This window comes from Elusimicrobia bacterium HGW-Elusimicrobia-1 (assembly GCA_002841695.1).
GTDB lineage: Bacteria > Elusimicrobiota > Endomicrobiia > PHAN01 > PHAN01 > PHAN01.
On record PHAN01000011.1, the window covers coordinates 33,662 to 53,758 of the forward strand.

General features: G+C 52.7%; 11 protein-coding genes and 1 tRNA gene. 11 read left to right on the forward strand and 1 reads right to left on the reverse strand.

Annotation, left to right across the window (positions count from 1 at the left end; genetic code table 11):
- Positions 1 to 203: 203 nt before the first annotated feature.
- The 5 genes from CVU77_06620 to CVU77_06640 all read left to right on the forward strand — a co-directional run bounded on the left by CVU77_06620 (position 204) and on the right by CVU77_06640 (position 13,093).
- Positions 204 to 8,996 (forward strand): cyclic beta 1-2 glucan synthetase, encoded by an 8,793-nt coding sequence (locus CVU77_06620; protein ID PKN01144.1) that lies wholly within the window; start codon positions 204 to 206, stop codon positions 8,994 to 8,996.
- 65 nt (positions 8,997 to 9,061) lie between these two features.
- A complete protein-coding gene (locus tag CVU77_06625; protein PKN01145.1) occupies positions 9,062 to 9,709 on the forward strand; it encodes a hypothetical protein in 648 nt (215 codons plus the stop codon).
- A 211-nt stretch (positions 9,710 to 9,920) separates the two neighbouring features.
- Positions 9,921 to 10,118: a cold-shock protein gene (locus tag CVU77_06630; protein PKN01146.1), complete on the forward strand. Its 198-nt coding sequence runs from the start codon at positions 9,921 to 9,923 to the stop codon at positions 10,116 to 10,118.
- A 342-nt stretch (positions 10,119 to 10,460) separates the two neighbouring features.
- The gene (gene typA, locus CVU77_06635) at positions 10,461 to 12,299 is read left to right on the forward strand and encodes a translational GTPase TypA (GenBank protein PKN01147.1); all 1,839 of its coding nucleotides are present in this window, start codon (positions 10,461 to 10,463) and stop codon (positions 12,297 to 12,299) included.
- A gap of 122 nt (positions 12,300 to 12,421) precedes the next feature.
- A complete protein-coding gene (locus CVU77_06640; protein PKN01148.1) occupies positions 12,422 to 13,093 on the forward strand; it encodes a phosphoribosyltransferase in 672 nt (223 codons plus the stop codon).
- Here the strand turns inward: CVU77_06640 and CVU77_06645 are convergent.
- A complete protein-coding gene (locus CVU77_06645; protein PKN01149.1) occupies positions 13,071 to 13,658 on the reverse strand; it encodes an RNA 2',3'-cyclic phosphodiesterase in 588 nt (195 codons plus the stop codon). The genes CVU77_06640 and CVU77_06645 overlap by 23 nt on opposite strands.
- A 190-nt stretch (positions 13,659 to 13,848) precedes the next feature.
- Between CVU77_06645 and CVU77_06650 the strand changes: the two genes are divergently transcribed.
- The 6 genes from CVU77_06650 to CVU77_06675 all read left to right on the forward strand — a co-directional run bounded on the left by CVU77_06650 (position 13,849) and on the right by CVU77_06675 (position 20,033).
- Positions 13,849 to 13,921: transfer RNA gene (locus CVU77_06650), tRNA-Thr, on the forward strand.
- Between the two features lie 20 nt (positions 13,922 to 13,941).
- Positions 13,942 to 15,312, forward strand: a complete 1,371-nt coding sequence (locus CVU77_06655) for a hypothetical protein (protein PKN01150.1) — start codon at positions 13,942 to 13,944, stop codon at positions 15,310 to 15,312.
- A 278-nt stretch (positions 15,313 to 15,590) separates the two neighbouring features.
- A complete protein-coding gene (recA, locus tag CVU77_06660) occupies positions 15,591 to 16,652 on the forward strand; it encodes a recombinase RecA (GenBank protein PKN01151.1) in 1,062 nt (353 codons plus the stop codon).
- Positions 16,649 to 17,575: a UDP-glucose 4-epimerase gene (locus tag CVU77_06665; protein PKN01152.1), complete on the forward strand. Its 927-nt coding sequence runs from the start codon at positions 16,649 to 16,651 to the stop codon at positions 17,573 to 17,575. The genes recA and CVU77_06665 overlap by 4 nt, the downstream gene beginning before the upstream one ends.
- Positions 17,572 to 18,993: a mannose-1-phosphate guanylyltransferase/mannose-6-phosphate isomerase gene (locus tag CVU77_06670; GenBank protein PKN01153.1), complete on the forward strand. Its 1,422-nt coding sequence runs from the start codon at positions 17,572 to 17,574 to the stop codon at positions 18,991 to 18,993. Before CVU77_06665 ends, CVU77_06670 begins: the two co-directional genes overlap by 4 nt.
- Entirely contained in the window at positions 18,990 to 20,033 is a 1,044-nt protein-coding gene (locus CVU77_06675; GenBank protein PKN01154.1) for a hypothetical protein, read from the forward strand. The genes CVU77_06670 and CVU77_06675 overlap by 4 nt, the downstream gene beginning before the upstream one ends.
- The last annotated feature ends 64 nt before the right edge of the window (positions 20,034 to 20,097 follow it).

Genomic DNA, 20,097 nt, shown 5'->3' on the forward strand with positions numbered 1-20,097 from the left:
AAATAAACTATATCGCCTCTGCATCCCTCTACGACGGATACGCCGCAAGCGTTCTTTTTCAGTATCGCGGTTTTGTCGAAAAAATAGACGAGGGCGATAGAAAAAATGCCGCCGGTTTCCTTCCGACTTTGATAGAATAATAAAAAGCGGCGATTCCGCCGCAGATTTGCCTGATTATGCGAAGTTCAATAAAGAGGAATTAAATGCCGTTTCCGTTTTTCGGACATATTATTTCGACTGTCGGTCCGCGTTTGGGTAAATTTCTGCCCAAAAAGAGTATTGCCGAGGAACATCCCCTCAGGGACGAACTCTTCAGCATAGATCAGTTTGAGGCGCACGCCAAAAAATTGGCCGGAAAACACACTGTCAGTTTCAAAAGGGGTCGGGAAAAACTTCTGTCGCGCCTGAAAGAAAACGAAAGGATACTGTTACGGACATATGAGTTGCTCAATGAGGCGGGAAAAGTCAAAAGAAGAATATCGCCCGCCGGCGAATGGCTGCTCGATAATTATTATCTTATCGAGGAACAAATCCGTCTCGCGCAAAAATACCTGCCTAAAGGTTACAGCCGCGAATTACCCAACTTAACCAAAGGTCCCATGGCCGGATATCCGCGTGTCTACGATATCGCAATGACGATGGTTTCCCACGGCGACGGCCGGCTCGATATCAAGGGACTGTCCGGATTCGTGTCATCCTATCAAACCGTCAAACATCTGAAACTGGGCGAGTTGTGGGCCATCCCCATAATGTTGCGGCTGGCCTTAATTGAAAATTTGCGGCGCGTTTCATCCCGTATGATGCGTTCTCAAATCGACAGAGACCGCGCCGCCGCCTGCGCCGACCGTATTCTTGAAGTTTCGGCAAAAGACGCTAACGACGTAATTCTTGAGATTGCCTCAATGGCAAAGAGCGATTTGCCGCTTTCCAGCTCTTTTGTGGCGGAATTCGTCAGGCGGATTCACGGTCAAAGTTCCACGCTGAACCTTCCTCTGAGCTGGCTGGAAAAGAAACTTTCCGAGCGCGGCGAAAACATAGACCGGCTCATACAATCCATCGGTCACGATCTGGCCGCCGATCAGGTGTCGATGGCAAACACCATAGAGAGTTTGCGGCTGCTTGAAGCCAAGGACTGGCACGATTTTGTCGAACAGTCAAGTATCGTCGAAGAAATTTTAAGAAGGGACCCGTCCGGCGATTACGGTCTGATGTCCTTTGCCACGCGCGACGGTTATCGCCACGTGATAGAAAAACTTTCCGCGCAAGGCCGCCTCGCGGAAGAAGCCGTCGCCGCCGCGGTCGTTCGACTCGCGGCGGAAGCGGAAATATCACTCGGTCGTCGGGCCGCGGCGGCGCATATCGGATATTACCTTATTGATAGGGGACTGAGGCAATTATACCGCGCATTGGGGCTTCGAGCGCCTTTAAGCGTGTCTCTACAAACGAAAAATACGGCCCTGCCGTTGAGCGCGTACATAGGTTCGATTGTAACTCTGAGCGCAGCCGTTTTTGCCGCGTTTTTGTTTTTGGCGCAGGACGTCCTGTCGGCGCCGTGGCCGCGGCTTGTGTTATTCGTCATCCCGCTGTTTGTTGTGGCGGGTCAGGCGGCGATTTCCGTGGTGAACTGGATTTCAACCATTCTTGTCAAACCCGGTCCGCTTCCCAGGATGGATTTCTCCGAAGGCATTCCGGCCCGGGCGCATACGCTGGTAGTCGTTCCTTCCATGCTGAGCGGCCCGCGCGGGGTGGAATCGCTTGTTGAAAATATGGAGGTCCATTATCTGGCGAATACCGACGCCAACGTGGATTTCGCGCTGCTGACGGATTTTTGCGACGCGCCGCGGATGACCATGCCCGACGACGACGCCCTTCTTGCGCAGGCCGTCGCCGGCATAGAAAAACTTAATCAGAAATACCGCCGCCTCAAAGAAAATATTTTTTATCTTTTCCACCGTCCGCGCATTTGGAACGACAGGGAAAGTGTGTGGATGGGTTATGAGCGCAAAAGGGGAAAACTCGCGGATTTGAATTCTCTGCTGCGCGGCGGCGCGAAAGATAAATTCAGCGCGATAGTGGGCGACCCCGGGCGCTTGCAGGACGTAAAATACGTTATAACGCTCGACGCCGACACGCGTATGCCGCGCGACGTCGCGCGGGAGTTGGCGGGCGTTATCGAACATCCGTTGAACAGGCCGGTCTACGACGAGAAAAAGCGGCGCGTTACCGCCGGTTACGGCATTTTACAGCCGAGGGTGGAAGCCGCCTACCCGGGCGGGAATCCGTCCCTGTTCGTTAAAGTGTACGGCGGCGAATCCGGCATCGACCCTTATACAAAGACCGTCTCGGACGTGTATCAGGATCTTTTTGGCGAGGGGTCTTTTATCGGAAAGGGCCTTTACGACGTCGATGCCTTTGAAAAATCTCTCGCGGGACGTTTTCCGGAAAATCTTATATTGAGCCACGACCTCCTGGAAGGATGCTACGCGCGCTCCGCGCTTGTCACCGACGTGCAGCTTTATGAAGAATATCCCGCCGCCTACCTCAAAGACGCAAGCCGCAGACACCGATGGATTCGCGGCGACGTCCAGATAGCCCGATGGATATTCGCGAAGGTGCCCGCCTTCGGCGGTAAAAAAGTCAAAAATCCTATATCCGTTTTGTCCAAATGGAAAATATTCGACAATCTCAGACGGACGTTAGTTCCGGCGTCGACCGCTTTTTTGCTTTTGTTCGGGTGGACGTTTTTTGAGCCCGCGTGGTTTTGGTCGCTTGCGGCGATAGCTTTTATGGGTTCGCCGGCGGCGCTCGCGGAACTGGTTAAGGCCGCAAGAAAATCCGCGGAGATAACTCTGAACGCGCATTTGGATTCCATGCTTTCCTCGCTCCTCTCCCGCGCCGGACAATTTTGTTTTTCACTCACTTTTGTCGTCTATGAGGCCTTTTACGGTTTGGACGCGATCGCGGCCGCATTGTGGCGTATCCTCGTTTCGCGCCGGCGCCTGCTCAAATGGAAAACGTTCAACGAATCGGCGTCGAGCTCGCCGAAAAACATTTTTGGTTTCTATAAAAAAATGTACGTGCCGCCTATGATAGTCGTTTCTTTTTGGGCGTATTCGGCGTTAGTACAAAAAAACATAGACGCGCTTACGGCTGCAATTCTGGGTTTGTGGGCGTTGGCTCCGGCCGTCGCGTATTTGATCAGTCGTCCCGGGTCCTCCCGCAAAATCATTCTGTCCGTTCCGCAGCTTCTTTTTTTGAGAAGCAAGGCCCGAAGGATTTGGGATTTTTCCGAAACCTTTGTCACCGAGCGGGACAACTGGCTTCCGCCGGACAATTTTCAGGAAGAGCCCCTCGGCGCCGTCGCGCACAGGACATCGCCCACCAATATAGGGCTGTCTCTGCTGTCGAACCTCGCGGCGTATGATTTCGGTTACGTGTCCATGGGGCGGATGTTTAACAGATCGGAAAAAACTCTCGGCACGATGGATCGCATGGAAAAATACAGAGGACATTTTTATAACTGGTACGATACGCAAACCTTAAAACCGCTTGAGCCGCTTTATGTTTCCTCGGTCGACAGCGGAAATCTGGCCGGCCATTTGCTGGTTTTGCGTTCCGGACTTATGGAAATGAGGGAGAATAAAATAGTCCACTTGAAAATATTCGACGGCCTCGCGGACACTTTGAGCGTTCTTCGGGAATGTGTCGCGCAACTGGCAAAAAACAAAACGCCCGCCCAACCGGGGCTTGCCGGAGTCCTCTCGGAAAAGATAGATTATTTCAGGAAAAACCTCGCCGCTCCGCCTTCTTCTCTTCCGGAAATACACGCGCTTTTGCGGCGTTTCTCGAAGGATATATCCAAAGTTCTGTCAGTTTTGCCCTCTGAGGATACCTGGAAAATTAAAAAATGGGCGCAAGTGTTTGAAAGACAGTGTTATGATTATCTGGAAGATATGTCTTTTATAGCCCCGTGGATTCTGATGCCTCCGGAAATTCCCGGTATGTGGGACAAAGGCGGCGAGAACCGCAGGCGTCTCCTTGCCCGTTTGCGCGAAGAATTGCGGCGTTTGGATGAAATACCCGTATTGTCCGAAGTAGCGATGCTGGAAATGAAATTTTTCTCCCTGATAGACGAAATTCGCGGGGACATCGTTTCATCGGGCGACGACTCGCTCAGAGAAAACGAATGGTTCGAGCAACTCAAAAACGCCATAAGCGCCGCGTCGGCCCGATCGAGCGAAAGAATCACGGCAATCGACTATATAGTTTTGCGCGCCAGCGAACTTTCCGCCATAGAATACGAATTTCTCTACGACAAAACCTCGTATTTGCTTTCCATAGGATACAATGTCGGCGAACATAAATCCGATTCGGGCTGTTACGACCTTCTGGCTTCGGAATCGCGTCTTTGCAGTTATGTGGCTATTGCCCAGGGGCGGTTGCCGCAGAAACACTGGTTTATGCTCGGCAGAATGCTTTCAAAGTACGGCGGCCCGCCCGTTTTGGTTTCTTGGGGCGGTTCGATGTTTGAATACCTGATGCCTCTTTTGGTAATGCCCACCTACGAGGATACTCTTCTTGAGAGAACTTATCATGCCATGATAGGCCGCCAGATAAAATACGCTTCCGCCAACAATATCCCGTGGGGCATTTCGGAATCCGGCTACAATAAAATTGACGCGGCAATGACATATCAGTACCGCGCGTTCGGAGTCCCCGATATAGGTTTTAAGAGGGGACTGTCGGAAGATTTGGTAATCGCCCCTTACGCCGCCGTTATGGCGCTGATGGTCGAACCGGCCAAGGCGTACGAAAATCTCAGACAATTAAATGAGATGGGCTTCGCGGGGGAATACGGTTTTTACGAGGCGGTTGATTATACTCCGTCCCGACTCAGTCGGGATAAAACGCGCGCCGTCGTCAAATCGTATATGGCGCACCATCAGGGAATGAGCTTTCTGTCCCTGGCGTACGTTTTGCTGGATATGCCGATGCAAAGGCGTTTTCTCTCGGATCCCATGTTTAAGGCGACCGAGCTTCTTTTGCAGGAGCGAGTGCCGAAAGAGGCGCCTTTGCTTTATGACGTCGAGGTTACCGGAAGTTTGAAAAAAATCGAAGAAAGAGAAGCGCTCCTGCGCGTATTCATCAATCCCGATACACCCTCCCCCGAAACGCACCTTTTATCCAACGGAACATACAGCGTTATGGTGACCAATGCCGGCGGCGGATACAGCCGCTGGAAAAATATCGGAGTGACAAGATGGCGCGAAGACGCCACATCGGACGCCGACGGAGCTTTCATATACCTGCGCGACACGATAACCGGCGAGTTCTGGTCCGCGGCATACCAGCCGGCATTGAAAAAATCCGATAGCTACGAAGCCGTATTCTCGCAGTCGCGGGCCGAATTCAAGCGCAGGGATAACGGCATAGACACTCACACGACAATAGCGGTTTCGCCCGAGGACGATATAGAACTCCGTCGGGTGAAGATAACCAATACGTCGCGGAGCCGCACTCGCGTCATCGAGATTACCAGTTATGCGGAAGCCGTGCTGAATTATCCCGCCCACGACGCGGCTCACAGGGTGTTCGGTAATTTATTCGTGCAAACTCAGATAATCAGGTCGCACCAGGCGATTATTTGTACCCGCCGACCCCGCTCCGACAGCGACAAGTTTCCCTGTATGCTTCATCTTATGGCGGTGCACGGCAACGCGATTGTCGGGGCATCCTATGAAACCGACCGCAATAAATTTATCGGCAGGTGCAATACGCTTGAGAGCCCCTCGGCCATGCGCGCCAAAGGACGCCTTTCCGACAGCGAAGGTTCCGTTCTTGACCCGATTGTCGCAATCCGCTCTACGGTGGAACTCGGACCCGAAGAGTCGGCTGTAATCGATTATGTCACCGGAATCTGCGAAACTCCCGAAACCGCCCGCGGGTTGATGGAAAAGTACAGAGACCGGAATCTCGCCGACAGAGTTTTCGATCTTGCCTGGACACGCGGGCAGGTGGCATTGCAGCAGATTAACGCCACGGAAGCCGACGCCCAGTTATACGGCCGTCTGGCGAGCGCAATTATTTACGCCAACCCCGCATGGAGAGCCAACGCGAGTGTCCTTAAAGCAAATTACCGAGGGCAGCCCGACCTTTGGGGATACGGCATTTCCGGCGACCTGCCGATAGTCCTTGTTCGTCTGGAAGATCAAAAAAATATCGAATTGGCCGCAAAAATGGTGCAGGCGTACTCGTATTGGCGCCTGAAAGGCCTCGCGGTCGACCTGCTGATATGGAACGAGGACCGTTCGGTTTACAGGGACACAATGGGCGAAAGAATAAACGCCCTTATAGCGGCCAACGCCGAGGTGCAGTCGAACCGCCCCGGCGGGATATTTTTAAGGCGCGCCGATCAAATGTCGGACGAGGACAAAACGCTTTTTGAGACGGTTGCGCGGATAGTCGTTACCGACAGAGCCGGCACTTTGGCCGAACAGATCGAGTCCCGCGCGCGGTTAAAAAAAAGCCGTCCGCCGTTTATTCCCGCTCCCAAAACCGACCGTGAAAACGCGCAGGGAAATATCGCGGAACGCCCGGAACTGGCATATTTCAACGGTATCGGAGGTTTCACGCGTGACGGGCGGGAATACGTTATCACGACCGACCGCGCCCAAAGAACTCCGGCTCCGTGGGTAAATGTATTGGCCAGCCGCGATTTCGGCACGGTAATTTCAGAAAGCGGCGGCGCTTATACGTGGAGCGAAAACGCCCATGAGTTTCGTTTGACGCCGTGGAAAAATGACCCTGTGACCGACACTTCGGGCGAAGCGCTTTATATCCGCGACGAAGAAACGGGAATCTTCTGGTCCCCGACGCCTCTGCCTTCCGGAGGGAATAACCGTTATGTGACGCGCCACGGTTTCGGTTATAGTATTTTCGAGCATGTCCGCTCGGGCATTGTATCGGAACTGACAGTATTTGTTTCGCCGGAACATCCGGTAAAGTTCGCCGTTTTGAAAATCAAAAATATTTCGGGACGCAAAAGAAAACTTTCCGCGACATCGTACAACGAATTGGTTATGGGCTCTCTGAGAGATAAATACCATATGCACATCTCGACCGAAGTCGACCCCAAGACCGGCGCGCTGCTGGCCCGTAATCCCTACAACAAAGAATTCTCCGGCAGAGTGGTTTTTCTTAATGTAAGCGAAACGGCGCGTTTTGTGAGCGGCGACAGAAACGAGTTTTTGGGAAGGAACGGCTCCATCCGTTATCCTGCCGCCATGCGGAGCGAAAAACTCTCGGGCAAAGCCGGCGCGGGTCTTGATCCGTGCGCTTCCATGCAAGTGAAGTTTGAGCTTGACGATAGTTACCAGAAAGATATCGTATTTGCCTTCGGCTCCGCCAAAAGCGTGGACGAAGCCCGCGGCCTTATCGGGCGTTTCAACGGAACGGCGGCGGTCCGGAAGGAACTTGAAAATGTCTGGGATTACTGGAAACGCGTCCTCGGAGTTGTGTACGTGGAAACGCCCGACGACTCGATAAATTTCCTCGTAAACGGATGGCTTCAATATCAGACAATCAGCTGCCGCCTGTGGGGACGGAGCGGATACTACCAGTCCGGCGGGGCGTACGGTTTCCGCGATCAATTACAGGACGTAACGGCCTTAACTCATTCATTGCCCTCTATGACAAGAGCGCAATTGCTATCGAGCGCTTCGCGTCAGTTTATCGAAGGCGACGTTCAGCACTGGTGGCATCCCCCCGCGGGCCGCGGCGTTCGCAGCCGCTGCTCGGACGATTATTTATGGCTTCCATTCGCGGCCTGTCTTTACGTCGAAGAAGTCGGAGACACGGGTGTTATGGATGAGCCGGTCAACTTTCTTGAAGGTCCCGCGATAAAATCGGAAGAAGAGTCATACTACGGCCTGCCGAAAGTATCCGAAAAATCCGGAACATTGTACGAGCATTGTGTTTTGGCCGTAAAAAGAGCTCTTAATTTCGGCGCGCGCGGGCTTCCCCTTATGGGAAGCGGAGATTGGAACGACGGTATGAATCTGGTCGGTCGGCAGGGCAAGGGCGAAAGCGTATGGCTGGCATTTTTTCTGTGCCATATACTTAAATCAATGTCGTCGCTGGCCGAGAGCCGCGGCGATAAAAATTTCGCGGAATTATGCGCCGTCGAAGTCAAAAAACTTTCAAAAAATATCGAGGATAACGCGTGGGACGGCCGATGGTATACCCGCGCGTATTTTGACAACGGGGAAGTCATAGGATCCTCGTCAAACATCGAATGCAGGATTGATTCCATACCGCAGTCGTGGGCCGTCATTTCGGGCGCGGCCCCGTCGGAAAAAGCCGGAGCGGCCATGGACAGCGTCGACGAAATTCTCGTGGACAGGAAACACTCTCTTGTAAAACTGTTCGCTCCGGCATTCGATAAGTCCCCGGACAATCCCGGTTACATAAAGGGCTACGTGCCCGGCGTGAGGGAAAACGGAGGGCAATACACCCACGCCGCCGTGTGGGCAGCCATAGCGTTTGCGATGCTAAAAGACAAAAAACGCGCGTGGGAATTGTTGAATATCATTAATCCCATACATCACGGCGACACATTCGACAAATGCGAAATTTACAAAGTGGAACCTTTCGTGGCGGCGGGCGATGTATATTCCGTCGGCAGCAACGCGGGACGGGGCGGCTGGACGTGGTACACCGGCGCCGCGTCATGGATGTATCGGCTTATAGTCGGGCATCTGCTCGGACTGCGCCGCGCCGCCGGCCGGCTTTATTTTGAGCCCTGCCCGCCCGAAGATTGGCAATCGTTCAAAATGCATTACCGGCACGGGGAAACGTTTTATCATATAGCCGTTCAAAGAATCGGACCCGCGGACGGCGTGGTCTCGGTCGTTGTCGACGGAAAAGAGAGCGAGGACAAATCCGTGCGTCTCATCGACGACAGAAAAGAGCATTTCGCCGAGGTTAAAATAGGATAACCCCGCCGCTTTCGCGGCCTTTCTTTCAAAATAAAATATAATCCACGGTTCGTTTTTTTTGCGATATGACAAGAAGTTTGGATAGTATCTACGGCGACGATTTTTTCAAAGAATGGGGAAGAGAACACGCCGATTACGTTCGCTCCGCCGAAATTATCGCATCGGAAATACACCGGCAGTTTCGCCCCGCCCGCGTGGCCGATATAGGGTGCGGCTGCGGAGTTTACGGACATTTCTTGAGCAAAAAAGGAGTCGATGTGTTTTCATTGGACGGAGTGATTCCGCATAAAGATCACTCCTTTGCCGTTAACATTCATAAACAGGATCTTACGGAGCCCTTTGAAAACGCCTGGGGCGACTTTGACATCGCGTTATGCCTTGAAGTGGCCGAACATATATCCGAATCGCTGACGGAGATTTTTCTTAAAAATCTTGCGCGTTTCTCGTCTGTCCTGATTTTTTCGGCCTCGCCGCCGCATCAGGGCGGATGTCATCACGTTAATGAACAGCCCAAGCGTTACTGGGTACAAAAGTTGGCCGCTTTGGATTTTGTTTACAGCCGTCCGAAAACAGGTCTTTTATCCGAAGCGTTCCGCGTTCTGCGTCCGCCTTATATGTGGATGGCCCAGCAAATCAGCGTCTACGAGCGAGGCAACGCTCATCGACTGCACCCGGGGTCTATGCCGTTCGCTTCGCCGCGTCGTCGTCGCTAAAAACTTGACGCGCGGACGCTTCCGCCGTCGATGCAATATGCGCTTTTGCGCGCATCCCCGCGGGTAAATATATTTTTGTCCGCCTATTGCTTTAGCCCGGCGCAATATGCTATACTGCTCGCGAATGTAGGACAAACAAAGACCGCAAGGTGCTTGAAGTCACCCGGCGCCCCGCGGTTATTTTTTTAACAAAAAGGAGGTGAGATAACAGATGAAAGGCAAAGTTAAGTGGTTTAATGACAGCAAAGGTTATGGTTTCATAACCCCCGAAGAAGGCAGCGACGTATTCGTGCACCACACCGCCGTCCAGATGGAAGGATTCAAATCCCTGAAAGAAGGCGACGAAGTGGAGTTCGAAGTTGTTCCTTCGGACAAAGGTTCCAAAGCGGCCAACGTGGTAAAACTTTAATTACGGCGTTTTAACGCTGTTTTAATGTTTTTCGCGATAGGACTTAGAATCATCCCCGCGCCATAACAGGCCGGACAGAGATCTAAAGATTGTCAGTGTAAATAGAGTAAAGTGCTGATTTTAAAAAGCGGTATTAAAGGCGGAGTGATCATTAAAAGTTCACTCAACCCCAACAAACGGCTTTAGAAATAATAGCAAGATTACCCTTGTAGTTTGCACAGAGCACATTCTGATCTCGTCCGGCCGGCGGGGGGTGTTTTATCGATGAACCGTCGATGTTTAATCGACGGTTTTTTTTGTCGGCGGAGTTTAAGAAACAAAGAATAAGGAACGCCAAACGCGGTGAAAAAAACACAAAGCAACGATAAAGTCCGAAACGTGGCCATTATAGCGCACGTGGACCACGGCAAGACGACTCTTGTGGACCACATGCTGCGGCAGAGCGGGATATTCCGGGCAAATCAGGATGTCTCCGAACGCGTTATGGACAATATGGATCTGGAGCGCGAGCGCGGCGTCACTATCGCGGCCAAAAACTGCGCGGTTCGATGGGGCGACGTTCGGATAAACATTATCGACACGCCCGGCCACGCCGATTTCGGCGGCGAAGTGGAGAGGGCTCTTAAAATGGTCGACGGCGCCCTGCTTCTTGTCGACGCGGCCGAAGGTCCTCTGCCGCAGACCAGATTCGTTTTGCAGAAAGCGCTGGAATCGGGGCTCAAAATTATCGTTTTAATAAACAAAATCGACCGCAAAGACGCCCGCCCCAAAGATGTTCTCGACGAGGTTTACGAACTTTTTATGGACCTCGGAGCCAAGGACGCACAGATAGATTTTCCCGTGATATTTTCCGTCGGACGGGACGGCATCGCGCAAAAAACTCTTGAAGAAAAAGGCAAGGATTTAGGTTTGCTTTTCGAGACGATTATCGACGAAGTTCCCGCGCCTTCGCACAATCCCGACGAACCCTTCCAGATGCTCGTCTGCGACCTTGATTATTCCAACTATATGGGACGGCTTGCCGTCGGAAGAGTTTTTAACGGACGGGTGAGCAAGAACGACAATATCGTCTGCATAAAAGAAGGCGGCGATATCGTGCCTTTGAAAACGACAAAACTTCAGGTTTACGACGGTATCAGCATAAAAGAGGTGGACTTCGCCGGGGCGGGAGACATAGTTATTTTGGCCGGCATCGAGGACGTATCGATAGGCGATACCATCTGTAACGGCGAAAATCCCCGCGCCATCAAGCGCATAAAAGTCGACGAGCCCACTATTTTCATGATGTTTACCATCAACTCGTCGCCGCTTTCCGGCACCGAGGGAACTATCGTTCAGTCGAGAAAAATTTTGGAGCGGCTTAAAAAAGAAACGCTGCAGAACGTCGCCGTGCAGGTCGAGGAATCGCCTTCGTCGGACAAATATATAGTCAAAGGCCGCGGCGAGTTTCAGATGGAAATTCTCATCGAAATGATGCGCCGCGAGGGTTTTGAGTTCAGCGTGGGCCGTCCGCAGGTAATATTCAAAAAGAAAGACGGCAAACTTCTTGAACCCATAGAGCATCTTTTCATAGATTGCGCGGAAGCCAACGTCGGCATAGTCACCGAGAAGATTTCAAGCAGAAAAGGAAAGATGGTCAACATGGTCAATCACGGTACCGGCCGTGTGCGCCTTGAGTTTACCGTGCCTACAAGAGCTCTTATCGGTTATAGAAGCGAGTTTTTGACCGACACCAGAGGCACCGGCATAATGAATTCCTATGTCCACGATTACGAAGAGTATCGCGGCGATTTTTCGTTGAGAAAAACCGGTTCGCTGGTCGCCGACAGAGCGGGCAAGGCAGTTCCGTACGCGATCTTCCATCTTGAGCCGCGCGGCACGTTGTTTATATCGCCCAATGACCCTGTGTACGAGGGAATGATAATAGGCGACAACAGCCGCGACACCGACCTGAACGTCAATCCGTGCAAAGAAAAGAAACTCTCGAATATGCGCGCCGCCGGCAAAGACGACAACATACTTCTTACCCCGATACAACCGATGACGCTTGAAAGAGCGATAACATTCATAAAAGACGACGAACTCATAGAAATCACACCCAAGTCCATCCGCCTCAGAAAGACAGCGCTTGCGATCTCCGAGCGCGGCAGAAAGACCTCTATAACGCAAGAGCAGGATTAACCCTCGTTTCAATCCCTCAATATCATCGTCTGACGACATAAATCCCTTGAATATGAGGTGTTTATTTTGTATATATTTCCGTGTAGAGGCGGGTCTTCTCCGTTTCACGGGGATAAAACGCTATGGGTAAATTATCTATTGTCTCAAACGGCGTGTCGACCTTCGCCGATCGTAATGAGGCCGCCCGTCTGCTTGCGCACGAATTAAGGAGTATTGTCGATAACAAGACAGTATCGCTCGGTATTTTGCGCGGAGGGATTGTTATCGCGCGCCAAATCGCCTCGGTGAATGGGACGGAGCTCGATATCGTTCTGTCGCGCAAAATCGGCGCGCCCATGAATCCCGAACTGGCCGTCGGCGCGGTTTCCGAAAGCGGCGAATTGTTTGTTCAGCGGGAGACGGCCTCGTACGCGGGCGCCGACGACGAATATATCCGGCGCGAGGCGCAGCATCAGATGGTCGAGATAAAGCGGCGCGCGCTGCTGTTTAGAAAAATAGCGCCCAAAGTTCCCCTGGAAGGCAAAACGGTCGTCATCTCCGACGATGGCGTCGCTACCGGCGCCACAATGCGGGCCGCGATATGGGCGGTGCGGCGGGAGCGTCCCAAATTATTGATAGTCGCCGTGCCGGTGGGCGCGCGCGAAACGCTTTCTATGCTTGCCCGCGATGTCGATGAAATCGTAGCTCTTGAAGCGCCCCGCGATTTCGATTCGGTGGGAAGTTTTTACCTGCGTTTCGCGCAAGTGGAAGACAAAGAGGTTTTGGCTATTCTTAAAGAGTACAAGGCGGGATGAGAGGATTTTCCGGTCCGGCGAATTTCGCCGTAAAAATCGTCTCGTAAATCGCGCCGGACGGCGAGAGCGTGCTTTTTATCACGGATATCGCTTCGGGCTTGAACTCGCGCGTCGACAAAACAGCTTCCGCGATGAAGCGCTCGATCTGTTCCCTCTGTCCGCCCGGGCCGTTTCTTATCCGCGCCACGGTAATGTGAGGCACGAATGCTCCCGATGTCACGTGGGCTTTCTGCGACAGCGCCATATCGAGTTGACGGGCGGCGGCCGCTATAAAATCATCGCCCTGCGTTATGCCCGCCCAGACGATACGCGGCGGGCCGTCCGTCGGGAAACATCCGAATCCCGAAATTTTTAAGGTTTTCGCCCGACGATTCGCGACGTTCCCAGCCGCCAGTTTGATCCGCTTTAAGCCGTCCTCGTCGGTCTCTGAGATAAACTTAATCGTGATATGAAGATTGTCCCGCCGGATTACGGATATCCCGCCCGCGGCGCCAAGCGGCGAGGCCGCGCGGAAAATCTCGTCTCTTATATCGGGTGGTATCTCTATCGCGGTGAATATTCTCATATAGGCGTATTTTTCGACCCTCCGCCGGCGGTTGTATGCTTCCTCAGTATATCATATCGTTTTATTCCTAAGTAAAACTATCGCCCCGCCGTCTGTTTTTTTTGCTCAATATCTTCTTTTTTTGTAAAATAACCGAGTCAAAGTATTCGCCGGGGTAGCGAAAAAACGGCTACCCCGTCAAAAAAGATTCGCCGGGGTAGCTCAGTTGGTAGAGCAACGGTTTCGTAAACCGTAGGTCGAGGGTTCGACTCCCTTCCCCGGCTTTTTTTAACACACCATAAAAATGAAACATAAGTTCCGTCGGGCGGCGATACTCCTTGCTCTGGCTTTCGGCGACGCCGCCGCCGTATCCATCGCATTCTTCGCGGCCTATCATGTTCGTTTTTATTCCGGCTTGCTGTCCGTCCATAAGGGAATCCCCGACTGGTCTTTTTATCGCGCCACACTTCTTTTTTCCCTGCCCATATTTCTGTTCGTATTTTTCTACGCCGACCTCTACAAAAATTATTTCCTTCCGGCGATAGACGAGTTCATAAGGACGCTTAAAAACATAACCGTGGCTATGCTTCTGTCGACACTGGCCGTGGCCGTGGTGAGACAGTACGAATTTTCGCGCGTAACTTTTTTACTCGTCTGGGTTTTTGCGATTGTCGGAGTTTTTGCTTTCCGGCAGACGTTCAAGATTTGGGCGCGCTACATTTTAAGAAACATCTACGGACTTGAGCGGGTAATAATAGCCGGAAGAGATTTCTCGTCGATAAAAACGCTCATCAAGGAACACCCTCATTTGGAGGCGGTATATCACATAACCGAAGGCCCCGGGTCGCTTTATGCCGTGAAGGCCGCCGCCGAAGAAAAAAACGTTTCGCAGGTTATACTCCTTAATCTGGATTATCCGCAAAAAGAGTTGATGGCTTTTTACGACTGGTGCGACCTGGCGGGCATCGAATTGAAGGTCTTCCCCGACCTTGTGCAGCTCTGTCTGGGCGAGACGATAATCGACACATCTTTCGGCGTGCCGATGCTGCGCCTTAAGGCCGTGAATCTCAGCGGCTTCAATTTTTATTTCAAGAGGTGCATCGACGTTTTTCTTGCCGCCGCATTTCTGTCGATGGCCTGGCCGTTTTTGGCAATAGTGACGCTGCTGATAAAACTCGATTCCCGCGGACCTTTTCTCTACGCGCACAAAAGAGTCGGCTACCGCGGCGTGCCGTTTTTCTTCTACAAATTCCGTTCCATGGTCGCCGACGCCGACGACCGCCTGGAAGAACTCAAGAAAGCCAGCGACAGAAAAGGCCCCGCTTTCAAGATGAAAAACGACCCGCGCATAACCAAGTTCGGCAAGTTTATCCGTCGATACAGCATAGACGAACTCCCCCAGATAATAAACGTGCTCAAGGGCGATATGTCTCTGGTCGGGCCGCGCCCGCAAGTGCTCTGGGAAGCCGCGCATTACGACGAATGGGCCAAACGCCGGCTGCGGGTGCTGCCGGGTATCACCGGCTTGTGGCAGGTCTCCGGACGCGCTTCTTTAAGTTATGAAGAAATGATAGAACTCGACATTTTCTACATAGAGAACTGGTCGCCCGGTCTCGACGTTAAAATTCTATTTAAGACATTTTTCGCGGTGATGAGCCGCCACGGCGCGTATTAAAAACGGGTGGTCAGGTATAAGCAGGCAGAACCCAGGGATCAAAACTATAAGATGAGTCAATTGAAAAACCCCGTTATTTGTCATTCTGAGTCCTTCAGCGAGCGTCATTCTGAGCGTAGCGAAGAATCTCATAATGCCTCAGGATAAACTCCGCGAAGAATCTTGTCTTCCGACGACCACCCTTCGGGTGGAGACCCTTCACGGAGCATGCCCTGAGTGGGACGAGATCCTTCGCTACGCTCAGGAAAGATACAAGCGGGGATACAACCGGAGGTTTTATGTCTAATGCCGAAAAAATGAAGGCCTTGGAACTTGCCATTACGCAGATTGAAAAAGATTTCGGGAAAGACGCTGTTATGCGTCTGGGCGAAAGACACGCCAAATCGCCCGTCGAGGTCATTCCCACCGGAATACTTCCTCTCGATATTGCCATAGGCGTGGGCGGTATTCCGCGCGGCCGCGTGGTGGAAATTTACGGTCCCGAGGCCGGCGGAAAAACCACGCTCACGCTGTTGATAATAGCGCAGGCGCAGAAGCTCGGCGGCGTAGCGGCTTTTATCGACGCGGAACACGCGATGGACCCGGATTACGCCAAAAAACTCGGAGTCGATATCGACAATCTTTACGTGTCGCAGCCGGATTCAGGCGAGCAGGCGCTTGAAATAACGGAGAAACTCGTGCGCTCCGCCGCCGTCGACGTTATCGTGATAGATTCCGTCGCCGCCCTTGTCCCCAAGGCCGAGATCGACGGAGAAATGGGCGATTCGCATATGGGACTGCACGCGCGGCTGATGTCGCAGGCGCTCAGGAAACTCACTTCGGTGGTGTCCAAATCCAAAACCACGATAATATTCATCAACCAGATAAGACAGAAAATCGGCGTGATGTGGGGAAATCCGGAAACCACGACCGGCGGTCTGGCGCTTAAGTTCTACGCCTCTTTGCGTCTGGACATAAGAAGAATAGAAACGATAAAAAAGGGCGACGAGCCCGTCGGTTCGCGCATCCGCGTGAAAGTGGTAAAGAACAAAGTCGCGCCGCCTTTCGCGCAGGCGGAGTTCGAGATGTATTACGGCGAAGGCGTGAGCCGCGAGGCGTGTCTGCTCGACAAGGGCGTCGACGACGGTCTCGTCGAAAAATCCGGCACTTGGTTCATCTACAAGGAAACTCGTCTCGGTCAGGGCAAAGACAACGCCAAGAATTATCTGAAAGACAACCCCGCCGTCGCCGACGAGATAGAAAAAATATTGAGGGACAAATACTTCGGCCCGAAACCCGCGGACGCGCCCGCTCCGTCGGCTCCGGCGCCTCACGCGGGCTCCAAAAAGAAACAGCAATGAAAATAATAGTGACCGGCGGCGCCGGATTTATCGCATCGCACGTCGCGGACGCCTACGTGTCCGCCGGCCATGAGGTCGTGGTGGTGGATAATCTTTCCACCGGCAGAAAAGAGAACCTCAACTCGTCGGTTCCGTTCCGGCTGGTCGACGTGACCGACCGCGCCAAACTGCGCAAAGTTTTTCTGGAAGAGCGGCCCGACGTGATAAGCCATCACGCCGCGCAGATAGACGTGAGAAAATCCGTCGAAGACCCCGCATTCGACGCGCGGGTGAACATAATCGGCATCATCAATGTTCTTGAAAGCGCGCGAGAGTCGTCCGCGTCCAAGGTGATATTTTCGTCGAGCGGCGGGACTATCTATGGCGAATGCGGCGATACGCCGCCCGCGGAGGATGCCCTTCCGGCTCCAATGTCTCCGTACGGGATATCCAAACTCTCAAGCGAGTTTTATCTGAGATACTACTCCGCCCAGTTCGGGATAAAGCACACCATATTAAGATACGGCAACGTTTACGGCCCGCGGCAGGATCCGCGCGGCGAGGCCGGCGTGGTTGCGATTTTCGTCTCAAAGATTCTTGCGGACGAAGAATGCTTCATTTACGGCGACGGCTTTCAGATGCGCGATTACGTTTATGTGGGCGATGTCGCCGCGGTCAACCTGCTGGCTCTGTCGGCCGGAGACAACGAGACCGTCAATATCGGAACGGGCTCGGCCGCCGACGTAAACACGCTGTTTGCTTTACTGTCGGGACATCGGGCCGGCTACACTAAAAAACCCGCCTACAAGCCGCCGCGCAAGGGAGAACTCTTCAAAAGTTTTCTCGACGTTTCCAAGGCGGCGTCCGCGCTTTCGTGGAAGTCGTCGACCACTCTGTCCGACGGCTTAAAAAAAACAATGGACTTTTTCAAGGCCAAGAAATGAAAGGACAAGAAATGAAAAAAATTACGGGGGTTATTCTTGCGGGCGGAGCCGGCACAAGATTGTGGCCGCGTTCGCGCGCGTACTGGCCCAAGTTTCTCATAAAATTCGGCAAGTATTCGCTTTTGGGAGAGTGTTTTAAGCGTCTGGAATCCTTTATCCCCGCCAAAAATATTCTGGTGGTGACCAATACCGAGCACAAATATTCTGTGGGCGAAGATATTTCGTCGATAAACCCCGCTTGGCCGTCGGACAATATTATAGCCGAACCCGCCTCAAAAAATACGCTTCCCGCGGCCGTCATAGCCGCCGCAAAATCCCTTGCCGCATTCGGCGACGAGCCGATGGTCATCTGCCCCAGCGACCATCTTATCGGCGACAACGCGGCGTTCGCGGCGACTGTCCGCGCGGCCGCCGACGCGGCCCGGAAGGGATTTATAGTTCTTTTCGGCATAAAGCCCGCCCGCCCCGAAACCGGTTACGGATACATAAAACCCGGACGGCGGTTGCCCGGCTTTTCGCGCGTCCGGATGGTTTCAAAATTCGTGGAGAAGCCGCCGCTTGACGCGGCCCGCAGAATATTTAAAAAAGGTTATCTGTGGAACGCCGGAATATTCGTTGTCAAACCGTCCGTCCTTCTGGAAGAAATTAAAACGCATAACCCTTCTTTCCACTCGCTTGTCTCGACGCTTTTAAGCGGTTCGGGGACTACGGATTCGGCGATAAAAAAAGTTTACGGACGTATACCGTCGGTATCCATAGATTACGGCGTCGTCGAAAAATCAGACAGAACCGCCATTATGCCGCTCGGCGTTGCATGGGACGACTTGGGCGACTGGAACTCGGCGCGCCGCGTGTACGGGGCGGATAAGCGCGGCAACGTTTTTCGCGGCAGGGTGGAGTCCGTGGACACAAGCAATACCGTGGTCATGGGGTCAAGGCGTCTCGTCGGTGTGGTGGGAATAAAGGATGCCGTTATCGTCGACACTCCCGACGCTCTTTTGGTGGCATCGGCGTCCGCGTCGCAAAATGTGCGCGACCTCGTGGCTAAAATCTCCGGCCGCGAAGAGGCCTTGCGCCATAGCGTGGTGTCCCGTCCGTGGGGCGAATACGAAGTTCTCGAAGACGCTCCCGGCTACAAAGTTAAAATAATAAGGGTACTGCCGGGAAAAAAACTCAGTTTGCAGAAACACACGCGCCGCAGCGAGCACTGGCTCGTTGTCGACGGTGTCGCGCGGGTGACCAAGGGCAGTTCCGCGAAAATAGTGCGGGAAGGACAGATGACTCACATCCCAGTCCACGCCGTCCATCGTCTGGAAAACGTTTCCGGAAAGATACTTGAAGTCATAGAAATTTCCCGCGGCAGATATATATCCGAGGACGATATAATAAGAATAAAGGACGATTTCGACAGAAAATGAAAAAAATAATCAGGGCCTTTGTTATGGCCGCCGGAGCCGGCACTCGTTTGCGTCCGCTGACTTTCAGCATACCAAAGCCGATGGTTCCGGTAGTCAATAAACCCGTGCTGGAGCATACCATCGAAAACCTCGCCCGCCACGGTGTGCGCGACATAATGATGAACCTGCATTATCGCGGCGACATGATAAAAGATTATTTCGGCGACGGCTCCAGATGGGGCGTGCGGATATCGTATTCGCCGGAAAAAAAACTTATGGGCACCGCCGGCGGAGTAAAAAGATGCGAAGATTTTCTTAAAGACGGAACTTTTTTAGTTCTGTCCGGCGACGGCCTTGCCGACGTCAACCTTTCGGCGGTTCTTGATTTTCACAGAAGAAAAAAATCCGCGGCTACAATGGTTCTTAAAGCCGTTGATTCCAAATTCGACTACGGCGTCACCCTGTTGTCTCCGTCGGGAAGGATAAGGAAATTTATAGAAAAACCTCTGTGGTCCGACGTGTTTTCCAACACGGTAAATACCGGTATTTACGTTTTCGAGCCCAAGATACTCAGGATGATACCGCCCGGCAAATTTTACGACTTCGGCAATACTCTTTGGCCCCGGCTTCTTAAAAAACGCCTTCCGATTTACGGATATGTGACAAAATCTTACTGGACCGACGTCGGCAATTTAAAAGAATACCGTCAGGGACAGCGCGACGCTCTCGACGGGAAAATCTCTCTTAAAATACCCGGGCGTCAGATCAGGAAAGGCGTTTACGTCGGAGACGGCGCCAGAATCCATCCCACGGCGCGTCTTTTGGCGCCTTGCGTCGTCGGCAGAGAATGTCTCATCGAAAAAAATGCTATAATCGGCCCCGACACGGTGATAGCCGCCAAGTGCAGAATCGCCCGCGGCGCTTCCGTATCAAACTCCATACTCTGGGGCAGGGTTCGCGTCGCCCCGAGGGTAAAGCTCGATAATTGCATCATTGGATATCGCGCAAAAGTAGTATCGGACATATCGGTCTACGAGGGAACAATACTCAACGTGGACTGAAAATATAAACGCGCGGCGGACTTTTGAATCCGCCGCTCGTCGTAAAGACAAGGAGAGATAAGCC

Coding starts and splice junctions, on each gene's coding strand:
- CVU77_06665 (PKN01152.1), top strand. CDS start 16,649: ATGAAAATAATAGTGACCGGCGGCGCCGGATTTATCGCATCGCACGTC.
- CVU77_06620 (PKN01144.1), top strand. CDS start 204: ATGCCGTTTCCGTTTTTCGGACATATTATTTCGACTGTCGGTCCGCGT.
- CVU77_06640 (PKN01148.1), top strand. CDS start 12,422: ATGGGTAAATTATCTATTGTCTCAAACGGCGTGTCGACCTTCGCCGAT.
- CVU77_06630 (PKN01146.1), top strand. CDS start 9,921: ATGAAAGGCAAAGTTAAGTGGTTTAATGACAGCAAAGGTTATGGTTTC.
- recA (PKN01151.1), top strand. CDS start 15,591: ATGTCTAATGCCGAAAAAATGAAGGCCTTGGAACTTGCCATTACGCAG.
- CVU77_06625 (PKN01145.1), top strand. CDS start 9,062: ATGACAAGAAGTTTGGATAGTATCTACGGCGACGATTTTTTCAAAGAA.
- CVU77_06645 (PKN01149.1), bottom strand. CDS start 13,658: ATGAGAATATTCACCGCGATAGAGATACCACCCGATATAAGAGACGAG.
- CVU77_06670 (PKN01153.1), top strand. CDS start 17,572: ATGAAAGGACAAGAAATGAAAAAAATTACGGGGGTTATTCTTGCGGGC.
- CVU77_06655 (PKN01150.1), top strand. CDS start 13,942: ATGAAACATAAGTTCCGTCGGGCGGCGATACTCCTTGCTCTGGCTTTC.
- CVU77_06675 (PKN01154.1), top strand. CDS start 18,990: ATGAAAAAAATAATCAGGGCCTTTGTTATGGCCGCCGGAGCCGGCACT.